This is a genomic window from Corynebacterium lipophilum (assembly GCF_024102595.1).
In the GTDB taxonomy this organism is placed as follows: Bacteria; Actinomycetota; Actinomycetes; order Mycobacteriales; family Mycobacteriaceae; genus Corynebacterium; species Corynebacterium pseudogenitalium.
Genome location: NZ_JAEUWV010000009.1, coordinates 37,847 through 57,279 on the forward strand (window position 1 = coordinate 37,847; position 19,433 = coordinate 57,279).

A 19,433-nucleotide genomic window follows, 5' to 3' on the forward strand; every position below is an offset into this window, starting at 1 on the left:
GAGGCATCCGTGTTACCGAATCTCAGCAGCGAGCAGCGGGCAACCGTCCTGGCAGAGGCACTGCCATGGCTGCAGCACTACCGCGACAAAATCGTCGTGGTCAAGTACGGCGGCAACGCCATGATCGACGAGGACCTCAAGGCCGCATTCGCCGCCGACATGGTCTTCCTGCGCACCGTCGGCGCGAAGCCCGTCGTCGTCCACGGCGGTGGCCCACAGATCAGCGCGATGCTCTCCCGCCTCGGCCTCGACGGTGGCGAGTTTGTCGGTGGCTTCCGCGTCACCACACCCGAGATCCTGGACGTGGTGCGAATGGTGCTCTTCGGCCAGGTCGGGCGCGACCTGCTGGGCAAGATCAACTCCCACGGGCCGTACGCAGTGGGCACCTCCGGCGAGGACGCCGGGCTGTTCACCGCGAAGCGCCGTACCGTCGACGTCGACGGCGAAACCCGCGACATCGGGCTCGTCGGCACGATCACCGACGTGAACCCCGCCGCCGTCATGGACATCATCGAGGCCGGCCGCATCCCGGTGGTCTCCGGCATCGCGCCGGGAGAGAACGGCGAGGTGTACAACATCAACGCCGACGAGGCCGCGGGCGCGCTCGCCGCGGCGATCGGCGCGGAGCGCCTCGTGGTGCTCACCAACGTGGAGGGCCTCTACACAGACTGGCCGAATAGGGATTCGCTGCTGTCTAAGATCGAGGCCGGGGATCTCGAGCAGATGCTGCCAGCATTGGACTCGGGGATGATCCCCAAGATGGAGGCGTGCCTGACCGCGGTGCGGGGTGGGGTGAAAGCCGCCCACGTCATCGACGGGCGCGTCGCACACTCCGTCCTGCTTGAGCTGCTCACGATGGGCGGTGTGGGCACCATGGTTCTGCCAGATGATTACGACCGTTCCCAGTACCCGGACGGCACCATTTTTAGAAAGGATGACGCATGAAGGACTTCACGCAGCGTTGGGCGGGCGCGCTTTTAGATAACTACCCGGTTCCGCCAATCGAGCTCGTCGAAGGTTCCGGTTCCACCGTGACCGACGCGGATGGCAAGCAGTACATCGACATGCTGGCCGGCATCGCGGTCAACGCGCTCGGCCATGCGCATCCGGCAGTGGTCGAGGCGGTCACCAACCAGCTATCGACGCTCGGCCACGTCTCGAACCTGTTCGGCTCCGCACCCGTGGTCAAGGTCGCCGAGGCACTCCGCGAGCACGTCGCGGACGACACCGCCCGCGTCTACTTCGGCAACTCCGGCACCGAGGCCAACGAGGCCGCGTTCAAACTCGCGCGCCTGACCGGCCGCCGCCGCATCCTCGCAGCGCAGCACGGCTTCCACGGCCGCACCATGGGCGCGCTCGCCATGACCGGCCAGCCCGACAAGCAAAAGCCGTTCGAGCCCCTGCCCGCCGGCGTGGAGTTCTACCCCTACGGCGACATTGAGGCGCTCACCGCACTCGTGGAACAGAACCCTTCGGACACCGCGGCCATCATCATGGAGCCCATCCAGGGCGAGACCGGCATCATCCCAGCCCCGGAGGGTTTCCTCACCCAAGTGCGCGAGCTGTGCGATAAGCACGGCATCCTCTTCATCGCCGACGAGGTACAGACCGGCGTCGGCCGCACCGGCGACTTCTTCGCCTTCCAGCACGAGGGCGTGCTCCCGGACGTGATCACCATGGCCAAGGGCCTCGGCGGCGGCATGCCAATCGGCGCGACCATAGCCCGCGGCGAGGCAGCGAAGCTATTTACGCCGGGCAGCCACGGCACCACGTTCGGCGGCAACCCCGTCTCGTGCGCGGCGGCCACGGCAGTGCTGGCCACCATCGACGACGCTTTCCTCGAGGAGGTGCGTCGCAAAGGTCAGGTGCTTTACGACGCCGCCTCGAAGATCCCGGGTGTCAAGGCAGTTCGTGGGCGTGGGCTCATGCTCGGCGTGGTGCTGGAGCGGCCGGTGGCGAAGCGCGTCGTCAAGCTTGGCCTTGAGCACGGCGTGATCCTCAACGCGCCGGCGGATGACGTGATCCGCCTGACGCCGCCGCTGGTGATCAGCGACGAGGAGATCGCGCAGGCGGCTCAGCGCCTCGCGGCCGCGATTGCGGAGGCCTCAGAAGAGGTCTCACAATAAATTGACAGGCTTGACGTATCGCTTTCACATGTGCTGTAATTTGGTTGTTCAATTTATTAATTGAACATTTGCTAGTTGGGTGGAGCCATCCACCCTTGCGCCTTCACATTCCTTGCTCGGAATCGGTGCAACCAAACCACAGTGAAAGTCGATAATCATGGCCTTCTCCGCGAAGAAATCCCTCCCAGCTGTAGTGCTCTGTGCCGCGATGATGTGGACAGTGACTGGATGCAGCAGCCCTGCGGACAACGAGCCTGCCTCGGAAACGAGCCAGACTGCCGCAGACGCCTCGCATGCAGTGACCATCACGGACATCACCGGGAACACGATTCAGCTGGAGAAGCCACTCGAGCACGCAGCCATTCAGCTTTCTGGTTCTGGCGGGCCGCTTTTGACGATGGCGGCCCTTGACCGGGACAACTACACGTCTAAGATCGCTGCGATGGATAAGGGCCTCGAGTCCAACCGACAGGACCTGTGGGACCTTTTGCTTGAGGCGAACCCGGAGCTTGCTGATATCCCGAAGATTGGTGATGCGACGAAGGATCAGGTCTCCGCCGAACAACTTTTGACGATGGGTGTCGACGGAGTCATTGCTCCGGTTCGCCAGAAAGCAAAGATGGATGTCATCGCTGAACAGACTGGCATCCCGGTAATCTACATCGATTACCACAGCCAAAAGCTGGAAAACCATATTCAGTCCACCAAGATCATCGCTGAAGCCACTGGGCTGACGAAGAATGTCGACGAGATCACGAAGTTCTACGAGGACGTCGTCGGCGACATCGAGGAGCGCGCTTCGAAGCTGGACCACACCACGTCGGTCTACTTTGAGACGACCTCGAACGGCCCGACCGAATTCGGCAACACCTACGGCGCCGGCATCATGTGGGGCGCCATCCTGGACGCCGTCGGCGCGGACAACATCGCGACGCACTTCATGGCTGCGGACGACGCCGAGGCGCTCTCCGCGGAACAGGTCCTGGTCAGCAACCCGGACAAGATCGTGCTCTCAGGATCCCTGTGGGCGAACCAGCCGGACTCGGTCAAGATGGGCTTCTCCGTCTCCAATGAGGAGGCGCTGGCCTCGATGGAGCCGTTCCGCCAGCGCGAAGGCTGGGACAAGCTCAAGGCGATCCAGAACAACGAGCTCTACGCCATCGGGCACCCGATGACCCGCGAAATGCTCGACTTCTACTCCTACGCGCAGCTGGCGAAGCTTTTCCACCCGGAGGAGTTTGCGGACCTGGATCCAGAGGCGCTGATCAAGGAGTACTTCGATAAGTACATGCCGATCCCATACGAGGGAACCTGGTTCATCAAGTATGAGTAAGGCACCAACAAAAAGCCTCCCGAAAGGACTTCTGGTCGCATTTGCCATTTTGGCGGTCGTCGTCCTTTTCGTGGTGGATCTTTGCGTCGGCCCCGCCGACATCAAGCTCTCAAACTTCTCCGCCGTGCTAGACCCTGACTCGGTTGAGCACATTGCGTTCTTCCGCATGCGCATGCCAGCTGCCCTCATGGCAGTAGGGGTGGGGATGAGCCTGGGGTTGGCGGGCGCCGTGATGCAGACAATCCTGAATAACCCGCTTGCTAGCCCGTTCACGCTTGGCGTGTCCTCGGCAGCGAGCCTTGGCGCAGCCATCGTCTTTGTGATGGCGCTGCCGATGGTGTTCGTTACCGGCGGTGCGCTGCTGCTCGCGCTGGTCTCCGTGCTGGTTATCTTCGCGGTGGGCAAGTACATCGAGATGAGCAACTCATCACTCGTGCTTGCGGGCATCGCGCTGAACTTCCTCTTCGACGCCTTCCTGTCCCTGATCCAGTACCGCGCGTCAGAAGAGAGCCTGTCGTACATCGTCTTCTGGACGATGGGCGGGCTCACCCGCGCCTCGTATCCGCAGGCGTGGATCCTGCTCTCGACGTTCGTCGTTGTCTTCGCGGTGCTGCTGCGCAACGCGTGGAACCTGACCGCGCTGAAGTTCGGTGAAGCACGAGCGGAAGCGCTCGGCGTCAAAGTCGGGCGCGTGAAGATCCTCTCCCTCGTCTTGGCCTCGATTCTGACCGCGCTCGCGGTGAGTTTCTGCGGAAAGATCGGGTTCATCGGGCTGGCCGCGCCGCACTTGGCACGCCGCCTCGTTTCCGAAGACCAGCGTTTCTACCTGACAAGCTCCGCGATCCTCGGCGCGATGATCCTGCTGGTGTCCTCTATACTCTCGAAGCTGATCGTCCCTGGGGTTGTGGTGCCAATCGGCATCATCAGCTCCATCATCGGCATTCCGTTCCTGGTCTACGCGCTTACCAGCCAGCGCCGTCAAAGGGCGGTGTAGCGGCATGATTCGCGTCAAGAACTTCTCGTTCGATTATGGCGAGCGCCAGATCATCAACAACATCAGCTTCCAAGCCAAACCCGGCGAGGTCACCGTACTGATGGGGCGCAACGGTGCTGGCAAGACCACGCTGATGACGTCGATTGTCCGCTCACACAACCAAGGGCGCGGCAAGAAGATCTCCGGCGAGATTACAACCACCGGTAACATTTCTTACCTGAACCAGCACACGGAAGGCGACCTACCGTTCACCGTGTTTGAAACGGTGATGATCGGCAAAGTTGCCAAGCTGGGCATCCGCACCACGCAGGAAGACATCGACGACGTCAACGAGGTGCTCGACATGCTTGAGTTGCAGCCCTTGCGCGACGTCGCCATCCGCAACCTGTCCGGTGGCCAACGCCAAAAAGTCTTCATCGGGCAGGCCATGGTCAAACGGCCAGACATCCTGCTTTTCGATGAGCCCACGTCCGCACTCGACATCGAAAACCAGTACAGAATCCTGCACCAAATCAAGGCGCTCACGGTTGAACGAAACATCACAACGGTAGTAAGCCTGCACCAAATCGACCTGATTGAGCGCTTCGCGGACCACATCATCGTGCTCCACGAAGGCAAGATCTATGCCGAAGGCTCACCCGCCGAAGTGTTTACGAAGCAAACGTTCCGCGACGTCTACTCCGTCGAGGCGATTCTGGCGGGAGTCAAGGACCGGATCCTCTTCGGGTTCGACCTGTTAGACCACCCGAAGATCCCGCCCGAGCACTCACCAACCTCCATCCATTAGTCCCGGTGGCGGGTAAGCTTCAGCGCCCGCTGCTGGTCCAGCACCTCGAAGTAGGGCAGCGGGTCGATGTCTAGCGCCTCCACGTAGTCCGTCAACATGTCACGCACTACGCTGTGCAGGTTCTCGACGTCCCACGGCTTAGCGATGTAGTAGTCCAGGTTCGCCTCGTTCACCGCGTGCACGGTGTCCTTGAGCTGCGCCTGCCCGGTTACCAGCACCTTCCGGGTCGCCGCGGTGCGTGGGTCTTGCATCATCTGCACAAGGAACTCCACGCCGGTGGTCCCGGGCATGCGGTGATCACACAGCGCGAGCGCGAGGAGGTCGCCGTCGTCGCTGAGCTCGTCGATCACTTCCCATGCCTCGTTGGCGCTGGAGGCAACCTCCAGGCGGACGGTGTCCGCGAAGGGGAGGAGGTCGCGCTCAAGGGCGGCGCGCACTTCGGCTTCATCTTCAAGAATCAGAATGGTGAGGTTCATGGTGTCTCCTTGGTCCGTTGATACGTAGGCGAACGCTGGCTTGGGTGCCCCGAGGGGAGGACTCCAGCGCGATAGTTCCGTGGTGCTTATTGATGATGCTGCGGCACACACTCAGACCGATCCCCATCCCGAAGCGCACCTGGCCGTTCTTCGTGGTGAAGCGGGGTTCGAAGAGCCGCTCGAGGCGCTCGCCGGGGATGCCGGGGCCGTCGTCGATAACGTCGACTTCGACCCAGCCCGGCTCGGGCGTACTCGTGCGGATCGTGATTGTGCCGCCAACGCCTGTGTCCTGCATCGCTTCGGCGGCGTTGGTCAGCAGGTTCGTCCACACCTGGGCCAGCTGGCCCGGCATGCACGTGATGTTGGGCAGCTCCGCGTAATCGCGGATGACCTCGACGTGGTCGAGCCGGTGCGAGATGAGGCGCAGCGTGTCGTCAATACCTTCGTGGACATTGACATCGGTGACGGGGTCGCCGTCAGGGCGCGCGTACGAGCGCAGCGAGGCCACGAGTTCCGTGATGCGGGTCGCCGCGGTGGAGAGGTTGCGCACCCCAGTGCCGATCGCCGCAGCGCGCTCGATGGTTTCGAAGTCGAGCCTGCGGGAGCGGGCCACCTGCTTAGCAAAGGCGGCGTCGTGCAGCCCGGCGAGCACCCAGCGCTGCGCAAGCGCGCGGTCGCCGATGATCTCGGTGAGCTCACGCCGCAGCCTGCGCGCCTCCTTCGTACTCACCGAGGGCGCCAGTTTCGCCTGCTCAAACGCCTTGAGCACGCCCTCGCGCCACTTCCGGTTCGGGCTCGCCGCAAGCAGCTTATCGACGTCCTCTCCGAGATGCGCCGCCGTGCGCTCAATCGCGGCCATCGGGTTGTTCAGCTCGTGGGCGACCCCCGCCGCCAGCTCGCCGAGCGAGGCGAACCGGGCCTGGCTCATCAACTCGCGGCGGGCCTCCTCCAGGTTGCGAAGCGCGGTGCTCAGCCGCGCCCGCTCCTGCTCCAGCTCCGCGGTCATCTCGTGCTGGTGCACCTGGATGTCCTCGGAGCGGCGCAGGCGCCGGTCGTAGGAACGCACCAGCAGCACGGCGAGCATGCGGTCCAGGCCAGGTGCGATGTCGAGCAGGTAGTTGAGTTGGTCCATCGGCAGCTGCACCGCCGTGACCTCCGTCGTGGTTCGCGCGGTGAAGAACCCGATGCGCGTGCCCGCTAGCGCCAACAGGCCAATTACCTGGCCCGTCGATCCGCGGTGCATCGTAATATCCCCGGCGTCCGTGCTGCGCTGCAGCACCACCTCGCCCGAGATGGTCAAGATGACTTCCTCGACCTCTTTGCCCTCCGTGGTCAGGTTCACCCCGGGAGGGAAGACCAGGCGCGGCTGGCGCCCGAGGTGCCGGTCGGCGGCGTCAATAATGTGCTTGATGATCTCCTCGTCGCTGAGCTCCACGTCCAGCGCCGGCGCCGCCGGCTGGTCGTACTTCGACGCCAGCTCGGGGTTGTCGTGGTAGCGCGACGCCCAATAGCGGGTGAGCTGCTGCTGCAGGTTCCGTGCCAGGGCCTCGTCGTGGATCTCCGGCGTGTACACCAGCATGTCCAGCCTGCCCAGCTCGCTGAGCCGGTCCAGGCCCGACACCGAAGGAGCGGTGGTCAAAACAATGATGCGGGTGTGCTCGTAGTGGGCGTCGTCAAGAAAAGCGACGAGTGGGTGGTCCTTGGTCAGCCCATGCTCGTGCACCGTGACAGTAATGAGCGCGAGGTCGTCTGTGCGCGGCAAGTCCGTCAGCGACGGGTAGGTGAGCACCGTGTGCGTGTCGCCGAACGCGTCGCGCACGATGCTCTGGACGGTGCGCGACGCCTCCGACGCACCGATGACCGCGATTGTTGAGTGTGGAATCATCTACAGCAACCCCAGCAGCGTCCATACTGACGGCATCACGAAGATCAGCAGCAGCGTTGCCACCGTACCCACCACCAGGCCGACCTGCGCCATCTGTGGGATGGTGATCTCCTTCGTGGCGTACGCAATCGCGTTCGGCGGGGTGGAGATCGGCAGCGCCATACCCAGCGAGCAGGCGATTGCCACAATCACCGCGATGAGCATCGGGCTCGGCTCGGACAGCGTGATCGCCAGCGAGACCGCCAGTGGCACCAGCAGGTTCGCCGCCGCCGAGTGGGAAATGACGTTCGCCATGGCAAACCCGATCAGGCCCAGTAGCGCCAGGATCATCATCGGGCCGAGCACCTTCCAGTTCACGGAGCCGACCAACCAGTCATCGAGCCCCGTCGCACCCACGCCCGTGCCCAGCGCAATACCGCCGGAGACCAGCCACAACACAGGCCAGTCCAGCGCCTGGACGTCCTTGCCCTTCATCACTTTCAGGCTCAGCAGCGCGACGACGGGGAAGAAACCGACAATATTCGAGGAGATCCCGTGAAGTGGCTCGCTCATCCACAGCGCAATCGTCAGCCCCGCGACGGCGTAAAACAGCTTCGCGTTCGACGACGTATCCCAGGACGCATCCATTGCAATCGAGATCCGCGTCTCCGAAGGGATGAACGCGACGCACAGGAACAGCCACGCAAACACCAGCACAACCAGCATGAACGGGACGGCAAGCAGCATCCACTGCACGAAGGACACCTTGATGCCGTATTCTGCCAGCGCACCAATCGCGATCGCGTTCGGCGGCGTACCTACCGGAGTACCGATGCCGCCCACGTTCGCCGCTAGCGGAATCGACAGCGCCACACCCGCGCGCACCTTACCCGGCGGCAGCGTGCGCAGAATCGGGATGACCACCGCGAACATCGTGGCCGTCGTCGCCGTATTCGACATAAACATGCTCAGCAGCGCGGTAATCAGCATGAGCCCCAGCACCGTCAGCCGCGCCTTGTCCGGGAACGGCCGAAGCATGATCGCCGCCAGGTTCTTGTCCAGCCCGAACTTCTCCGCGCCATGCGCAATCATGAACCCGCCCAAGAACAGGATGATCACCGGGTTCGCCAGCGCCGCAAAGTAGTCGGACGCCGGCAGCACCGTCTCCTTCAGTGCCTCGACGCCACCCGTCGGGTCAACGATGGCGCCCTTCGAAAGCAGGATGACCTCGAGGAAGATCACTAGCACCGCGGTCGCGGTCAGCGGGATCGGCTCGAGGATCCAGAAGACAATCGCCAACAGGAAAATAGAAAGCATCCGCTGGCCGGGCGCCTCGAGGCCAGGGATGTTGAAAAAGAAGGGGAGCGCGAAGAGCACGGCGCCAAGAATGAGGCCCGCCCACTGCTTTTTCGAAAGGGAGGGGGTGCGCTGCTGGAGCGCCGGTGGTGGAATCGTTCCATGCTGTACAGCCATACCTCTGTATCTTAATCGTATGACCAGCGAATTTCGGTGGTTAGAATAAGCAGAATGAAACACTCAAAGCTTTTCGTCGCAGCACTCGCCGCCGCCTGCGTATCGACGGCCACTTCGTGCACCACCCAGCCCCTCCCATTCGAGCAAACACCCGCCGCACCGGCTTCGCAGGAAGCAGAGGCCGAGCCCGATGCCGATCCAGGCGAGATGGACGAGCCCGCCTTCGAAGACGCCATCATTGCCATCTGGTCAAAGACGGACGAGATGCGTGGCATCGGCGTTCCCGAGTCCGAAATCGAAGACCTGCAGGCCCGCACCGACAAGCGCGACGAGTCCATGGGGCAGCGCGCCATGTTCTACGTCACCGAGGCGGACAAGCTCAGCGAACAGTACGCGTCCGTAACCGAAGACGGGTCTTAAGCCCAGAGCGGGCCTGTGCGCGTGTGGTACCCCGCGGGCTCCACGTGCACGATGGTTTCCGATTCGCCGATGGCTTCGGTGATGCCGTCCTCGATGGCGTCAGCGTGTTCGTGGGAGTACGCCACTGTCCAGCCGCCGGGTACCTGCACCACGAGGCTGATGAGCCGATCCCGCCCAAACGCAGCCGTGCGCACAGACGTGAACTCGACGTCGTGCTCGGCGACGTAGCTATTAAGGAAGCCGTGCAGCTTCTCCAGCTCATCTTGCGGTAGCGCTTCCGAGAGCAGCCCAAGAATGGCGCCTTTGAGCAGGCGGTAGCCAGTGAACAGGACGTTGAAGCCGACGCACAGCGCGATGATCGGGTCGAGCAGCTGCCAGCCCGTAATCCAGACAGCCGCGATGCCGATGATCACGCCGACCGTGGTCCACACGTCAGTAAGCAGGTGGTGGCCGTCGGCATCCAGCGTTGAAGAGCGGTACTTTTTCCCAGCGCGCACCAAAGCGACACCGACTGCGAGGTTCAACACGGTCGCAGCAACAGAGAACGCCAGACCGATGCCGATCTGCTCAACCGGCTGTGGATGCAGGATGCGTTGTACCGACGTATAGATAATGGCCACCGATGCAACCAAGATGAGGGAGCCTTCCACCTGTGCGGAAAAGTACTCTGCTTTGGCGTGGCCGAAGTTGTGGTTCTCATCCGCGGGCTTAGCGGAAAGCTTCAGTGCCCACAGGCCGACGAGGGCAGCAACCAGGTTGATCACGGACTCGATGGCGTCTGAGAGGAAACCGACTGATCCCGTAATGCCGGCCGCTGCCATCTTCAAAGCAATGGTGATGACGGACGCTGTGATGGAGAGCCACATAAACCGTTCGAGGAGCCGCTGCTCTTGTTTACGTTCGGCATTGATTTCGGACAAAGGCATGTCTGCTTTCCGCCTCCCTATATCTGACCTGCAATATGGTAACAGTGCGGTCGGGGAGGGGGTATGGGACCAGGCGAACCGGGAAAGGTTGAAAGTTGGACCTTAAAAAGCTCCCAGGAAACTTTTGAATGTTGATTTATAAAATAATGAAAAAACAACAGTATGTAATTCAATCGAACCATCGAATCTCGGATATTCAATAAAGGGGTAGAGGGTTTCTATTTTTGGCCCAATTTTCGGGACATTTTTGGGAAATCTGCAGCTGACAGTACATTTGTACTGTTTAAACACACCCCAATACGGGGGTAGTCGAAATGTATAAAATATGAATGGGGCTTTTATAAAGTCGCTCGGAGGGGGATTATATATGCAATAGTTTGAAAGTTATGCAAATAGTGCCTTAGGGAATTCTGAAATGTGTTTCGGAATGTATTGTGTTTGGCATGTCAAATACTTCTAGCGCCACTACGGCAGCGGACATCAAGGGTCCGCCAATCAAACCAGTGAGCCACGGCAAGGCGGTTTTGTTCCTTGCGCTTGGTACAGCATTCCTTGCCGGCACCCCGCTGTGGGTAAAGGCGACAAACATGGATCCAGCGACGCAGGCCTTCCTGCGCGTCGTGATCGGTTGCCTCGTGTTGATCCCGTTCGGTGTTATGGAAATTCGCAAGAAGGCGTCGCTGAGCAAGAAGGGCATCATGCTCTCCATTGCCTCCGGCCTCTTCCTGGGCGTGGACTTTACCTGCTGGAACTACTCCATTTTCTACGTAGGCGCCGGCATTGCCGCAATTCTGCTGAACCTGCAGGTCATCATCGTGCCGATGCTTACGGCAGTCTTTGATAAGTACAAGATTCCGCCGGTCTTCCTGATCCTTGTCCCGATCATGGCCGTCGGTGTGATGCTGACCGGTGGCGTCTTCGAGGCCTCTGAGGCATCTGGTGGACCGGAGTCCATCTACGGCATTAAGACTGCAACCCTGGGTACCATCTTCGGCCTGACCTCGGGCGTGTGCTACTCGTTCTACCTGTACCTCTCCCGTAAGGCTGGTACCTCCGCACGTAAGGACCTGTACGTCCAACCGATGATGTACACGATGATGGCGCAGGCAGTCCCGCCAACAATCGTGGCATTCTTCATCTCCCCGCGTAAGGGATTCGACTTCGTGAACGGTGTTCTGATCGACGGCCAGCTCCCGCTGGTTGATCCTGAGCACACCGTCGGTGACGCGCTGACCACTTGGAACTGGTTCAACCTGATCTGCTTGGCTATCCTCGGCCAGGCGCTGGCATGGACCTTCGTCCAGTACGGCACGGTTTGGCTCGACCCGACCCTGTCCGCAGGTATCCTGCTGCTCTCGCCGGTGACCTCCGTCATCATTGCAGCTCCGCTGTTCGGCGAGATCCCATCGGTACTCCAGATCATCGGTATCTTCCTGATTCTGGGTACAGTGGCATACCAGAACGGACTGTTCTCAATGTTTACAAAATCGAAGATGAAAACCGACCATGAGAATCCGGACCACTCACTCGATGAACAACTCATCAGAGAGGGATTAGCGCCCGGACACTCACCGGAAGAAGCCTCGGATAACCCGAAGAAGCATCACCATCACCACTAATTCGGAGTAGGTTCGGGGCGAACCGAAAAAATTTCACACAATGAGTGAAAACTGAACCCCGTCTGTTCCAGAAGGCACAGACGGGGCGTCGGCAAATAATCGAATATCAATCGTCAACGAGCAAGGAGAAGAAATGAAGCTGACCCAACGCGAACAGGAAAAGCTGCTCATCGTGGTTGCTGCTGATGTGGCACGTCGCCGCAAGGAACGCGGCGTGAAGCTGAACTACCCAGAGTCGGTAGCCCTCATCACGGATTACCTCATGGAAGGCGCCCGCGATGGCAAGACGGTAGCGCAGCTGATGTCCGAGGGCATCCAGGTGCTTACCCGTGACGATGTCATGGAAGGCGTTCCAGAGATGATCTCTGACGTTCAGGTTGAGGCAACCTTCCCTGACGGCACCAAGCTTGTCACTGTCCACAACCCAATCCGATAAAAGGAGACTATCCATGATTCCAGGCGAGTACTTCATCACTGAAGGCAAGGTCATCCTGAACGAAGGCAGCGAGCCAATCACGCTTGAGGTGAAGAACACCGGCGACCGCCCGATCCAGGTCGGTTCCCACTTCCACTTCGCAGAGGCAAACAGCGCCCTCGAGTTCGACCGTGAAGCTGCGATGGGCAAGCGCCTCGACATCCCGTCGGGCACCGCAGCCCGTCTCGAGCCAGGCGATTCCCGCACTGTTGAGCTGATCGACTTCGGCGGCAAGCGCGAAGTTCACGGCTTCAACGGCAAGGTCAACGGCCCAGTCAAGTAAACGGATTACGAAACCTTTAAGGAAGGGAACAAAATGGCATTTGAGATGGATAGGCGTCAGTACGCCGAGCTTTACGGCCCACACACCGGTGACGGCGTCCGCCTCGCGGACACCTCGCTGATCGCACGCGTTGAGAAGAACCTGCTGAAGCCAGGCGAAGAAGTCAACTTCGGTGGCGGCAAGGTTATCCGTGACGGCATGGGGCAGAACTCCCGTGTTACCGGCGAAGAACTGATTCCGGACCTCGTCATTACCGGCCCGATCATTATCGACTACACCGGTATCTACGTTGCTGACATCGGCATCAAGGACGGCAAGATCCTCAAGATCGGCCGTGCAGGTAACCCAGATATCCAGGACGGCATCGACATCGTTGTCGGCGTCGCAACCGAGGTCATCGGCGGCGAGGGCAAGATCGTCACCGCTGGTGCAGTGGATACCCACATTCACTTCATTTCCCCAGAGCAGGTCCTGGCTGCGCTGGACAACGGCACCACCACGCTCATCGGTGGCGGCGTTGGCCCGGTTGATTCCACCAACGCAACCACCGTCTCCGCTGGTGCGACCAACATCAAGCACATGATCGAGGCTTCGGTTGACTTCCCGGTCAACGTTGGATTCCTGGGCAAGGGCCACGCGTCCGCGCTCAACCCGCTGCGTGAGCAGATCAAGGCCGGCGCTATCGGCCTGAAGATTCACGAGGACTGGGGCGCAACCGCGAACACCATCGACAACGCGCTCAAGGTCGCGGACGAGATGGACGTCCAGATCGCGATCCACACCGACACCCTCAACGAGGGTGGCTTCGTGGACAACACCATCAAGGCAATTGACGGCCGCGTCATCCACACCTTCCACACCGAGGGTGCTGGCGGCGGTCACGCGCCGGACATCATTGAGCTGGCTGGCCACTCCAACGTGCTGCCAGCGTCGACCAACCCGACGCTGCCGTACACCCACAACACGCTGGAAGAGCACCTTGACATGATCATGGTCTGCCACCACCTGAACCCGGACCTTCCGGAGGACGTGGCGTTCGCAGACTCCCGTATCCGCAAGGAGACCATCGCGGCGGAGGACGTCCTGCACGACATGGGCATCCTCTCCATCACCTCCTCTGACTCCCAGGCAATGGGCCGCGTCGGCGAGGTTGTGCTGCGCACCTGGCAGGTTGCTGACCGCATGAAGCAGCAGCGTGGTCCGCTCGAGGGCGACTCCGAGGGCAACGACAACGAGCGCATCAAGCGTTACGTGTCCAAGTACACCATCAACCCAGCTATCGCTCACGGTATCGCGCACGCAGTCGGTTCCGTTGAAGAGGGCAAGATTGCTGACCTGGTGGTCTGGGAGCCAGCACACTTCGGCGTCAAGCCGTTGCTCGTGCTCAAGTCCGGCTACGTTGCACGCGCCGAGATGGGTGACTCCAATGCATCCATCCCGACGCCACAGCCACGCACGATGCGTTACTCCTACGCAGCGTACGGCGATGCAGTCCGTCGCACCAGCGTCACCTTCCTGCCGACGGCCGCATTCGAGGCCGGCGTGCCGGATCAGCTGAACACGAACCGCAGGTTTGTTGAGGCGAAGGGCATCCGCAACCTCTCCAAGGCAGACATGAAGTACAACTCCGAGACGCCTGACATCAAGGTCGATCCGGAGACCTACGTGCTGACCGTCAACGGTGAGGAAATCCACTCCGAGCCAGCTGAAGAACTGGCTATGGCACAGCGCTACTTCCTGTTCTAAGGTGGACGTGTAGCAGAAGCGAGCGGGGGCAGCAGACGCTGCCTACGCTCGCTTTTTCTCTTTCTGCGACAAAAACTATTGAAAGGTACTTATCGCAACATGATCGTTACTGAGATTCTCGGCAACGTGAATACAACCGAGGGTATTGATGCGTCGAACTGCGACTACGTCGTGTTCGACAACGAATCCCGCGTCAAGCGCATTCAGCGCCTGACCACCGAGCAAGGCACCGAGCTCGGCATCCGTCTCGACAACGACTTCCGCGAGTTCGTCGACGGTGACATTCTTGCCCGCGAGGGGGACAAGCTGATCGTCGCGAAAATCGCGGCTTCCGATGTCCTGGTGATCGAACCTGCAACGATCCGCGAGGCGCTCGAGGTTGCGCACGCGCTCGGTAACCGCCACCTCCAGGCACAGTTCTTCGCCGCAGGCGAGAATGCATTCGACAAGGACGTTATGGTTGTGCGGTACGACCACACCGTCGAGCACCATATCCAGCACACCGGTGTGTCCTACCACCGCGGTGAATACGTGATGCCAAAGGCGTTCCGTCATGCAGAGCACACCCACTAATCGCAGCCAGCTCGTCGTCTGGCACCTCACCGACTCCGCCCTGCCAACTGGTGGCTTTGCGCACTCCGCGGGCATGGAAACGTACCTGCAGCGTGACGTCATCCGCGACGCCGACACGTTCGCGACGTGGCTGCGCGGCTACCTGTACCAGGCCACGTTTAATGACGCCCTGGCGGCCAGGTTCGCCATCGAGCTGCAGCAGTCTGGCCTGTCGGAGGCGGAGCGCGTCGAAAAGCTCGCTGAGCTCGATGCCCTGGTGCATGCGACGCAGACGCCGAAGGAGCTGCGCGCCGCGATGCAGTCGATGGGTCGGCGCATGTCGAAGGTTGCCAAGATTGTCGACGCCAACGATGCGCTCGTCACCGAGTACGACCGCGGGCTTGCGGCCCGTGAGTACAAGGGCAACCCCGGCATCGCGTTCGGGCTGGTGCTCGGCGCCGCTGGCGTGGAGGAGTACACCGCTGTCGAGGCGTACCTCATGCAGCTTGCGACTTCGATGGTGCAGAACGCGATCCGCGCGATCCCGCTCGGCCAGGACGCGGGCCAGCGTCTGCTGGTTGGCGTGTATGACTGGGTGTCGCGCTACGCCGCGGTGACCATGGAGCACACGATCCACGACTTGGGTGTGGCGGCACCGGATATGGAAATTGCGCAGATGGAACACGAGTTCCTGCACTCGCGAATGTTTATGTCTTAAAACTTGGAAGGAAGATAGAAGTATGTCAGTAATCAAGATTGGCGTCGGTGGCCCTGTCGGCTCCGGTAAGACGCAGCTCATTGAGCGTATTACGCGCGCCCTGGAGGGAGAGATCTCCATGGCCGCGATTACCAACGACATTTACACCACCGAGGATGCCCGCATCCTGGCTCGCGACGGCGTGCTGCCAGAGGACCGCATCATTGGTGTTGAGACCGGTGGCTGCCCGCACACCGCTATTCGCGAAGACACCTCGATGAACGAGGCCGCCTACGAGGAGCTGCTGAACCGCCACCCGGACCTGGAGCTGGTGTTCATGGAGTCCGGCGGCGACAACCTGTCCGCGACGTTCTCCCCGGAGCTCGTTGACTTCTCGATTTACATCATCGACGTTGCGCAGGGCGAGAAGATTCCGCGCAAGGCAGGCCAGGGCATGATCAAGTCCGACCTGTTCGTGATTAACAAGACGGACCTCGCTCCGTACGTTGGCGCGGACCTGCAGGTCATGGCCGACGACTCGAAGAAGTTCCGCGGTGACAAGCCGTTCGTGCTGACCAACCTCAAGACCGACGAGGGCCTTGACCAGGTCATCGAGTGGATTCGTCGAGATGTGCTTATGCAAGATCTCGACACCAAGGCGTAGCTTGATGTGGGGCGAGTCAAGCGCGGTCTTCACCCACGAACCGCCGCATGAGGAAACTGGTGTACTGGAGCTTGGTATCGGCATTGGCGGTACCAAGTCCGTAGCGAAACGGCAGTACCACGAGGGTGCGTTCAAGATCATCCGCCCGCACTACCTGGATGATTCCGGGCAGGTCTACTACACCATCGCGAACCCCGGTGGGGGATACGTTGGTGGGGACGTGTACCGGATGGAAGTCGAAGTAGAGCCGGACGCGTCCGTGCTTTTGACTGACCAGTCCGCGGCGAAGGTGTACCGCACCCCGGACGACTACGTTGTACAGAACGTGGAGTTCACCCTGCACGGCAACGCCGTGATGGAGTACATCCCGGATCAGTTGATCCTGTACCGGGAGGCGGACTTCCGCCAGCAAATTACCGTCAACATGGACGCGGAGTCGCAGCTGTTCATGTCGGACATCGTCACGCCGGGCTGGTCCCCGGACGGCCGTATGTTCTTGTATGAGCAGGCGCACCTGCGCAACGTTGTGCGCGTCGACGGCAAGCTCGCCGTCGTGGACAACGTGCGCATTGAGCCGACGAAGGAACTCTTCAACGACGTGAAGGAGTCCTTCCTGGGGCAGCACACCCACTTCGCAACGGCGATCTGCATCGACCCGAACATGACGCCGGAGCTGCTGGAGAAGGTCCGGGATGCAGTGCGCAACTCCCTGGAGGGCAAGGGCACTGCGAGCGCTTCGGTCACAGAGACCGAAGTGCCAGGCTTCGTGCTGCGCGGGGTTGCTGACTGGACGGAGGACCTGATGCGCATCATCAAGGCTGCGGCGAACGTCGTTCGCGCCGAGACGCGCGGCCAGGGGCCGATCGACCTGCGCCAGTACTAGTTACTTGCTATCGGCCGAATCCGGGCCATGTCCATGTTCGTGGGCATGGCCCGCACCTATCCAGTGCAACAGCTCGTGGATGTCATTGTCCGCGATGGCGTAATAGATGCTGCGGCCGTCTCGTTTCGAGGACACCGTGCCGTTGTTCTCCATCGCGCGTAGCGCGGCGGACGCGGTTGCGATACGAAGCTCGGTGACCTCCGCGAGCTCGGTCACGGTCAGCTTGTGCTGGCCGGCGTGGTGAATCGCAGCAAGCAGCGTCAACCGGGTTTGATCCCCGAGGATCTTGAAAATCCCGGTCCAATGGGGGAAATCTACTGACTGAGCCACTACTGAAACCTTTCTGGAATCCTAAAATTCACTACACCGGATGGGAAATATGCAGCACCGGGATGTCCTGGCTATCTCGGTCTAGGTTACCGCTCACACCGAAAACATTCTCAAGGACCGCCGGAGTAAGCACATCGTCTGGCGCACCGTTGCCCTTGAGCTGCTTATCGTGCAGCAGTAGGAGGCGGTCACAGTAGCGAGCGGCGAGCGCCAGGTCATGAATCGCCAGCACGATCACCGTGTTGTGCTCACGGGACAGGTGGCGAAGCATGTTCATCAGCTTGTACTGGTGATGCAGGTCGAGGTGGTTTGTCGGCTCGTCCAGCAGCATCACCTTTGAACGCTGCGCCATCGCGCGCGCAACCATGGCGCGTTGGATCTGGCCGCCGGAGAGCTCCGACATCTTCTGGTCCACGATGCCCTCGAGGTCCGCGTGACGCAGGGCGTGAAGGATAATCTCCTCGTCCTCCGGCTGGGCTTGCGCGAACGATCCGCGGCCGGCGCTGCGGCCCAGCTGGATCACCTCGCGCACGGTCAGCGGGATCTTGTCGCCAGAGTGCTGCGCAACGTAGGACAGTACGTGGACGCGCTCGGTGCGAGGGTAGTCGCGGAGCGGTTTGCCGTCGAAGAGCACATCGCCAGTGAATGGGTGCACCCCGGCGATGGATTTGAGCAACGTCGACTTGCCGCAGCCGTTCGGGCCCACGAGCCCAATGACCGACGGGGCGTCGAGCTCAAACGAGATGCCGCTCAGGATGGTCGTGCCGGGGAAGCCCGTTTCGAGGTTCTTGACTTCTAACATCAGTGCTTCCTCCGCAGGATCAAGAAGAACGCAGGGACGCCGATGAGCGCGGTGATCACGCCGACAGGCAGTTCCTGCGGGGCGAACAGGGCGCGGGCGATGGCGTCGGCCACCACAAGCGTAATCGCGCCGACCACCGCGGAAATCGGGATCAGGCTCGCGTGCCGCGGGCCCGAAATCATGCGCACCGCGTGCGGAACAATCAGGCCCACAAATCCAATTGCGCCGACGGATGCAACCGTAGCCGCTGTCATCAGCGACACCGCGACCAGCACCGCGTAGCGCAGCGCCACAACCGGGATACCCATCGTGGACGCCGTCGCGTCACCGAGGGAAAGCGCGTCCAGGTAACGCGACATCATCCACAGCGCCACCGTGCCGATCGTGCCGACGATGAACACCGCGATCACGGTGTACCAGCGGGCGGCGCTGAGCACGCCGAGCAGCCAGAACATGATGCCACGAGTCGACTCGGCGTTCCCGGACGCAGTGACGATCAGCGAAGTCAGCGACTGGAAGAGGAACCCAATCAGCACACCGGTCAGCACCACACGTGCGGCGTCGGCGGCGCTATTGCGCAGCAGCAGCATCAACATGCCGAAGGACACGAGCGCACCTACCGCGGCACCGGCGATGATGCCGTACTGCCAGGTGGAGAACAGGATCGCCACCACGGCACCTGTTGACGCGCCCGAGGAAATACCCAGCAGGTACGGCTCGGCGAGGTCATTATGCGTGATGGCCTGCATCGCCACACCGGAGACCGCGAGGATGCCGCCCACCATCGCAGCCATCAGGATGCGCGGGATACGAAGTTCCGTCAGGATGGACATGCGCAGTGGGGAAGGGGCGGGCAACGCCGGATCGAAAATGCCACGCAGCTCAGCAAAGCTCAGAGAGCTTGAGCCAATCGGAATAGAACAAACCATCGCGAGTACCAGCAGTACTAACGCGATGGCTGAAACAGTGACAGTCCTCTTCAC

At 61.2% G+C, this 19,433-nt stretch carries 21 protein-coding genes; 14 read left to right on the forward strand and 7 right to left on the reverse strand.

What is annotated here, in order from left to right; genetic code table 11:
- Nucleotides 1-9: 9 nt before the first annotated feature.
- From argB to JMN37_RS07160, 5 genes are all read left to right on the forward strand, one after another.
- Nucleotides 10-945: an acetylglutamate kinase gene (gene argB / locus JMN37_RS07140; RefSeq protein WP_252931470.1), complete on the forward strand. Its 936-nt coding sequence runs from the start codon at nucleotides 10-12 to the stop codon at nucleotides 943-945.
- Nucleotides 942-2,126 carry an acetylornithine transaminase gene (locus tag JMN37_RS07145; RefSeq protein WP_252931471.1) on the forward strand — a complete coding sequence of 395 codons (1,185 nt, stop codon included), beginning with the start codon at nucleotides 942-944 and terminating at the stop codon, nucleotides 2,124-2,126. The genes argB and JMN37_RS07145 overlap by 4 nt, the downstream gene beginning before the upstream one ends.
- 157 nt (nucleotides 2,127-2,283) lie before the next feature.
- A complete protein-coding gene (locus tag JMN37_RS07150) occupies nucleotides 2,284-3,459 on the forward strand; it encodes an ABC transporter substrate-binding protein (RefSeq protein ID WP_252931472.1) in 1,176 nt (391 codons plus the stop codon).
- Complete coding sequence (locus tag JMN37_RS07155; protein WP_083433192.1) at nucleotides 3,452-4,453, forward strand: FecCD family ABC transporter permease; 1,002 nt, start codon at nucleotides 3,452-3,454, stop codon at nucleotides 4,451-4,453. Before JMN37_RS07150 ends, JMN37_RS07155 begins: the two co-directional genes overlap by 8 nt.
- A 4-nt stretch (nucleotides 4,454-4,457) precedes the next feature.
- Complete coding sequence (locus JMN37_RS07160) at nucleotides 4,458-5,240, forward strand: ABC transporter ATP-binding protein (RefSeq protein WP_070476951.1); 783 nt, start codon at nucleotides 4,458-4,460, stop codon at nucleotides 5,238-5,240.
- Here JMN37_RS07160 and JMN37_RS07165 read toward each other — a convergent pair.
- The 3 genes from JMN37_RS07165 to JMN37_RS07175 are packed head-to-tail and all read right to left on the reverse strand — an operon-like array spanning nucleotide 5,237 to nucleotide 9,053.
- Complete coding sequence (locus tag JMN37_RS07165) at nucleotides 5,237-5,716, reverse strand: response regulator (protein WP_252931473.1); 480 nt, start codon at nucleotides 5,714-5,716, stop codon at nucleotides 5,237-5,239. The genes JMN37_RS07160 and JMN37_RS07165 overlap by 4 nt on opposite strands.
- The gene (locus tag JMN37_RS07170; RefSeq protein WP_252931474.1) at nucleotides 5,691-7,601 is read right to left on the reverse strand and encodes an ATP-binding protein; all 1,911 of its coding nucleotides are present in this window, start codon (nucleotides 7,599-7,601) and stop codon (nucleotides 5,691-5,693) included. The genes JMN37_RS07165 and JMN37_RS07170 overlap by 26 nt, the downstream gene beginning before the upstream one ends.
- Nucleotides 7,602-9,053 (reverse strand): SLC13 family permease, encoded by a 1,452-nt coding sequence (locus JMN37_RS07175; RefSeq protein WP_252931475.1) that lies wholly within the window; start codon nucleotides 9,051-9,053, stop codon nucleotides 7,602-7,604. It lies immediately after the preceding gene.
- A 54-nt stretch (nucleotides 9,054-9,107) separates the two neighbouring features.
- On the opposite strand from JMN37_RS07175, the gene JMN37_RS07180 reads away from it, so the two are divergent.
- Complete coding sequence (locus JMN37_RS07180) at nucleotides 9,108-9,473, forward strand: hypothetical protein (protein WP_252931476.1); 366 nt, start codon at nucleotides 9,108-9,110, stop codon at nucleotides 9,471-9,473.
- Here the strand turns inward: JMN37_RS07180 and JMN37_RS07185 are convergent.
- A complete protein-coding gene (locus JMN37_RS07185; protein WP_252931477.1) occupies nucleotides 9,470-10,399 on the reverse strand; it encodes a cation diffusion facilitator family transporter in 930 nt (309 codons plus the stop codon). The two genes, JMN37_RS07180 and JMN37_RS07185, sit on opposite strands and share 4 nt — an antisense overlap.
- A 443-nt stretch (nucleotides 10,400-10,842) precedes the next feature.
- On the opposite strand from JMN37_RS07185, the gene JMN37_RS07190 reads away from it, so the two are divergent.
- The 8 genes from JMN37_RS07190 to JMN37_RS07225 all read left to right on the forward strand — a co-directional run bounded on the left by JMN37_RS07190 (nucleotide 10,843) and on the right by JMN37_RS07225 (nucleotide 17,318).
- Nucleotides 10,843-12,018 carry a DMT family transporter gene (locus tag JMN37_RS07190; RefSeq protein WP_070477000.1) on the forward strand — a complete coding sequence of 392 codons (1,176 nt, stop codon included), beginning with the start codon at nucleotides 10,843-10,845 and terminating at the stop codon, nucleotides 12,016-12,018.
- Between the two features lie 133 nt (nucleotides 12,019-12,151).
- The gene (locus tag JMN37_RS07195) at nucleotides 12,152-12,454 is read left to right on the forward strand and encodes an urease subunit gamma (protein ID WP_070362895.1); all 303 of its coding nucleotides are present in this window, start codon (nucleotides 12,152-12,154) and stop codon (nucleotides 12,452-12,454) included.
- Between the two features lie 13 nt (nucleotides 12,455-12,467).
- Nucleotides 12,468-12,776, forward strand: a complete 309-nt coding sequence (locus tag JMN37_RS07200; protein ID WP_252931478.1) for an urease subunit beta — start codon at nucleotides 12,468-12,470, stop codon at nucleotides 12,774-12,776.
- A 33-nt stretch (nucleotides 12,777-12,809) separates the two neighbouring features.
- A complete protein-coding gene (gene ureC / locus JMN37_RS07205) occupies nucleotides 12,810-14,522 on the forward strand; it encodes an urease subunit alpha (protein WP_252931479.1) in 1,713 nt (570 codons plus the stop codon).
- Nucleotides 14,523-14,621: 99 nt separating this feature from the next.
- Nucleotides 14,622-15,095 carry an urease accessory protein UreE gene (locus JMN37_RS07210; RefSeq protein ID WP_070362892.1) on the forward strand — a complete coding sequence of 158 codons (474 nt, stop codon included), beginning with the start codon at nucleotides 14,622-14,624 and terminating at the stop codon, nucleotides 15,093-15,095.
- Entirely contained in the window at nucleotides 15,076-15,792 is a 717-nt protein-coding gene (locus tag JMN37_RS07215; RefSeq protein ID WP_070975987.1) for an urease accessory protein UreF, read from the forward strand. Before JMN37_RS07210 ends, JMN37_RS07215 begins: the two co-directional genes overlap by 20 nt.
- Before the next feature lie 22 nt (nucleotides 15,793-15,814).
- On the forward strand, nucleotides 15,815-16,435 hold the full coding sequence (gene ureG, locus JMN37_RS07220; protein ID WP_070362890.1) for an urease accessory protein UreG: 621 nt from the start codon (nucleotides 15,815-15,817) through the stop codon (nucleotides 16,433-16,435).
- 4 nt (nucleotides 16,436-16,439) lie between these two features.
- Nucleotides 16,440-17,318 (forward strand): urease accessory protein UreD, encoded by an 879-nt coding sequence (locus JMN37_RS07225; protein ID WP_252931480.1) that lies wholly within the window; start codon nucleotides 16,440-16,442, stop codon nucleotides 17,316-17,318.
- Here JMN37_RS07225 and JMN37_RS07230 read toward each other — a convergent pair whose 3' ends face one another.
- The 3 genes from JMN37_RS07230 to JMN37_RS07240 are packed head-to-tail and all read right to left on the reverse strand — an operon-like array spanning nucleotide 17,319 to nucleotide 19,433.
- Entirely contained in the window at nucleotides 17,319-17,648 is a 330-nt protein-coding gene (locus tag JMN37_RS07230; RefSeq protein WP_070362888.1) for an ArsR/SmtB family transcription factor, read from the reverse strand.
- 31 nt (nucleotides 17,649-17,679) lie between these two features.
- A complete protein-coding gene (locus JMN37_RS07235) occupies nucleotides 17,680-18,450 on the reverse strand; it encodes an ABC transporter ATP-binding protein (RefSeq protein WP_252931481.1) in 771 nt (256 codons plus the stop codon).
- Nucleotides 18,450-19,433: a FecCD family ABC transporter permease gene (locus JMN37_RS07240; protein ID WP_070362886.1), complete on the reverse strand. Its 984-nt coding sequence runs from the start codon at nucleotides 19,431-19,433 to the stop codon at nucleotides 18,450-18,452. The genes JMN37_RS07235 and JMN37_RS07240 overlap by 1 nt, the downstream gene beginning before the upstream one ends.

Coding starts and splice junctions, on each gene's coding strand:
- JMN37_RS07195 (WP_070362895.1), top strand. CDS start 12,152: ATGAAGCTGACCCAACGCGAACAGGAAAAGCTGCTCATCGTGGTTGCT.
- JMN37_RS07185 (WP_252931477.1), bottom strand. CDS start 10,399: ATGCCTTTGTCCGAAATCAATGCCGAACGTAAACAAGAGCAGCGGCTC.
- ureG (WP_070362890.1), top strand. CDS start 15,815: ATGTCAGTAATCAAGATTGGCGTCGGTGGCCCTGTCGGCTCCGGTAAG.
- JMN37_RS07210 (WP_070362892.1), top strand. CDS start 14,622: ATGATCGTTACTGAGATTCTCGGCAACGTGAATACAACCGAGGGTATT.
- JMN37_RS07225 (WP_252931480.1), top strand. CDS start 16,440: ATGTGGGGCGAGTCAAGCGCGGTCTTCACCCACGAACCGCCGCATGAG.
- JMN37_RS07165 (WP_252931473.1), bottom strand. CDS start 5,716: ATGAACCTCACCATTCTGATTCTTGAAGATGAAGCCGAAGTGCGCGCC.
- JMN37_RS07235 (WP_252931481.1), bottom strand. CDS start 18,450: ATGTTAGAAGTCAAGAACCTCGAAACGGGCTTCCCCGGCACGACCATC.
- JMN37_RS07200 (WP_252931478.1), top strand. CDS start 12,468: ATGATTCCAGGCGAGTACTTCATCACTGAAGGCAAGGTCATCCTGAAC.
- JMN37_RS07145 (WP_252931471.1), top strand. CDS start 942: ATGAAGGACTTCACGCAGCGTTGGGCGGGCGCGCTTTTAGATAACTAC.
- JMN37_RS07155 (WP_083433192.1), top strand. CDS start 3,452: ATGAGTAAGGCACCAACAAAAAGCCTCCCGAAAGGACTTCTGGTCGCA.
- JMN37_RS07175 (WP_252931475.1), bottom strand. CDS start 9,053: ATGGCTGTACAGCATGGAACGATTCCACCACCGGCGCTCCAGCAGCGC.
- JMN37_RS07170 (WP_252931474.1), bottom strand. CDS start 7,601: ATGATTCCACACTCAACAATCGCGGTCATCGGTGCGTCGGAGGCGTCG.
- JMN37_RS07150 (WP_252931472.1), top strand. CDS start 2,284: ATGGCCTTCTCCGCGAAGAAATCCCTCCCAGCTGTAGTGCTCTGTGCC.
- ureC (WP_252931479.1), top strand. CDS start 12,810: ATGGCATTTGAGATGGATAGGCGTCAGTACGCCGAGCTTTACGGCCCA.
- JMN37_RS07180 (WP_252931476.1), top strand. CDS start 9,108: ATGAAACACTCAAAGCTTTTCGTCGCAGCACTCGCCGCCGCCTGCGTA.
- JMN37_RS07190 (WP_070477000.1), top strand. CDS start 10,843: ATGTCAAATACTTCTAGCGCCACTACGGCAGCGGACATCAAGGGTCCG.
- JMN37_RS07160 (WP_070476951.1), top strand. CDS start 4,458: ATGATTCGCGTCAAGAACTTCTCGTTCGATTATGGCGAGCGCCAGATC.
- JMN37_RS07215 (WP_070975987.1), top strand. CDS start 15,076: ATGCAGAGCACACCCACTAATCGCAGCCAGCTCGTCGTCTGGCACCTC.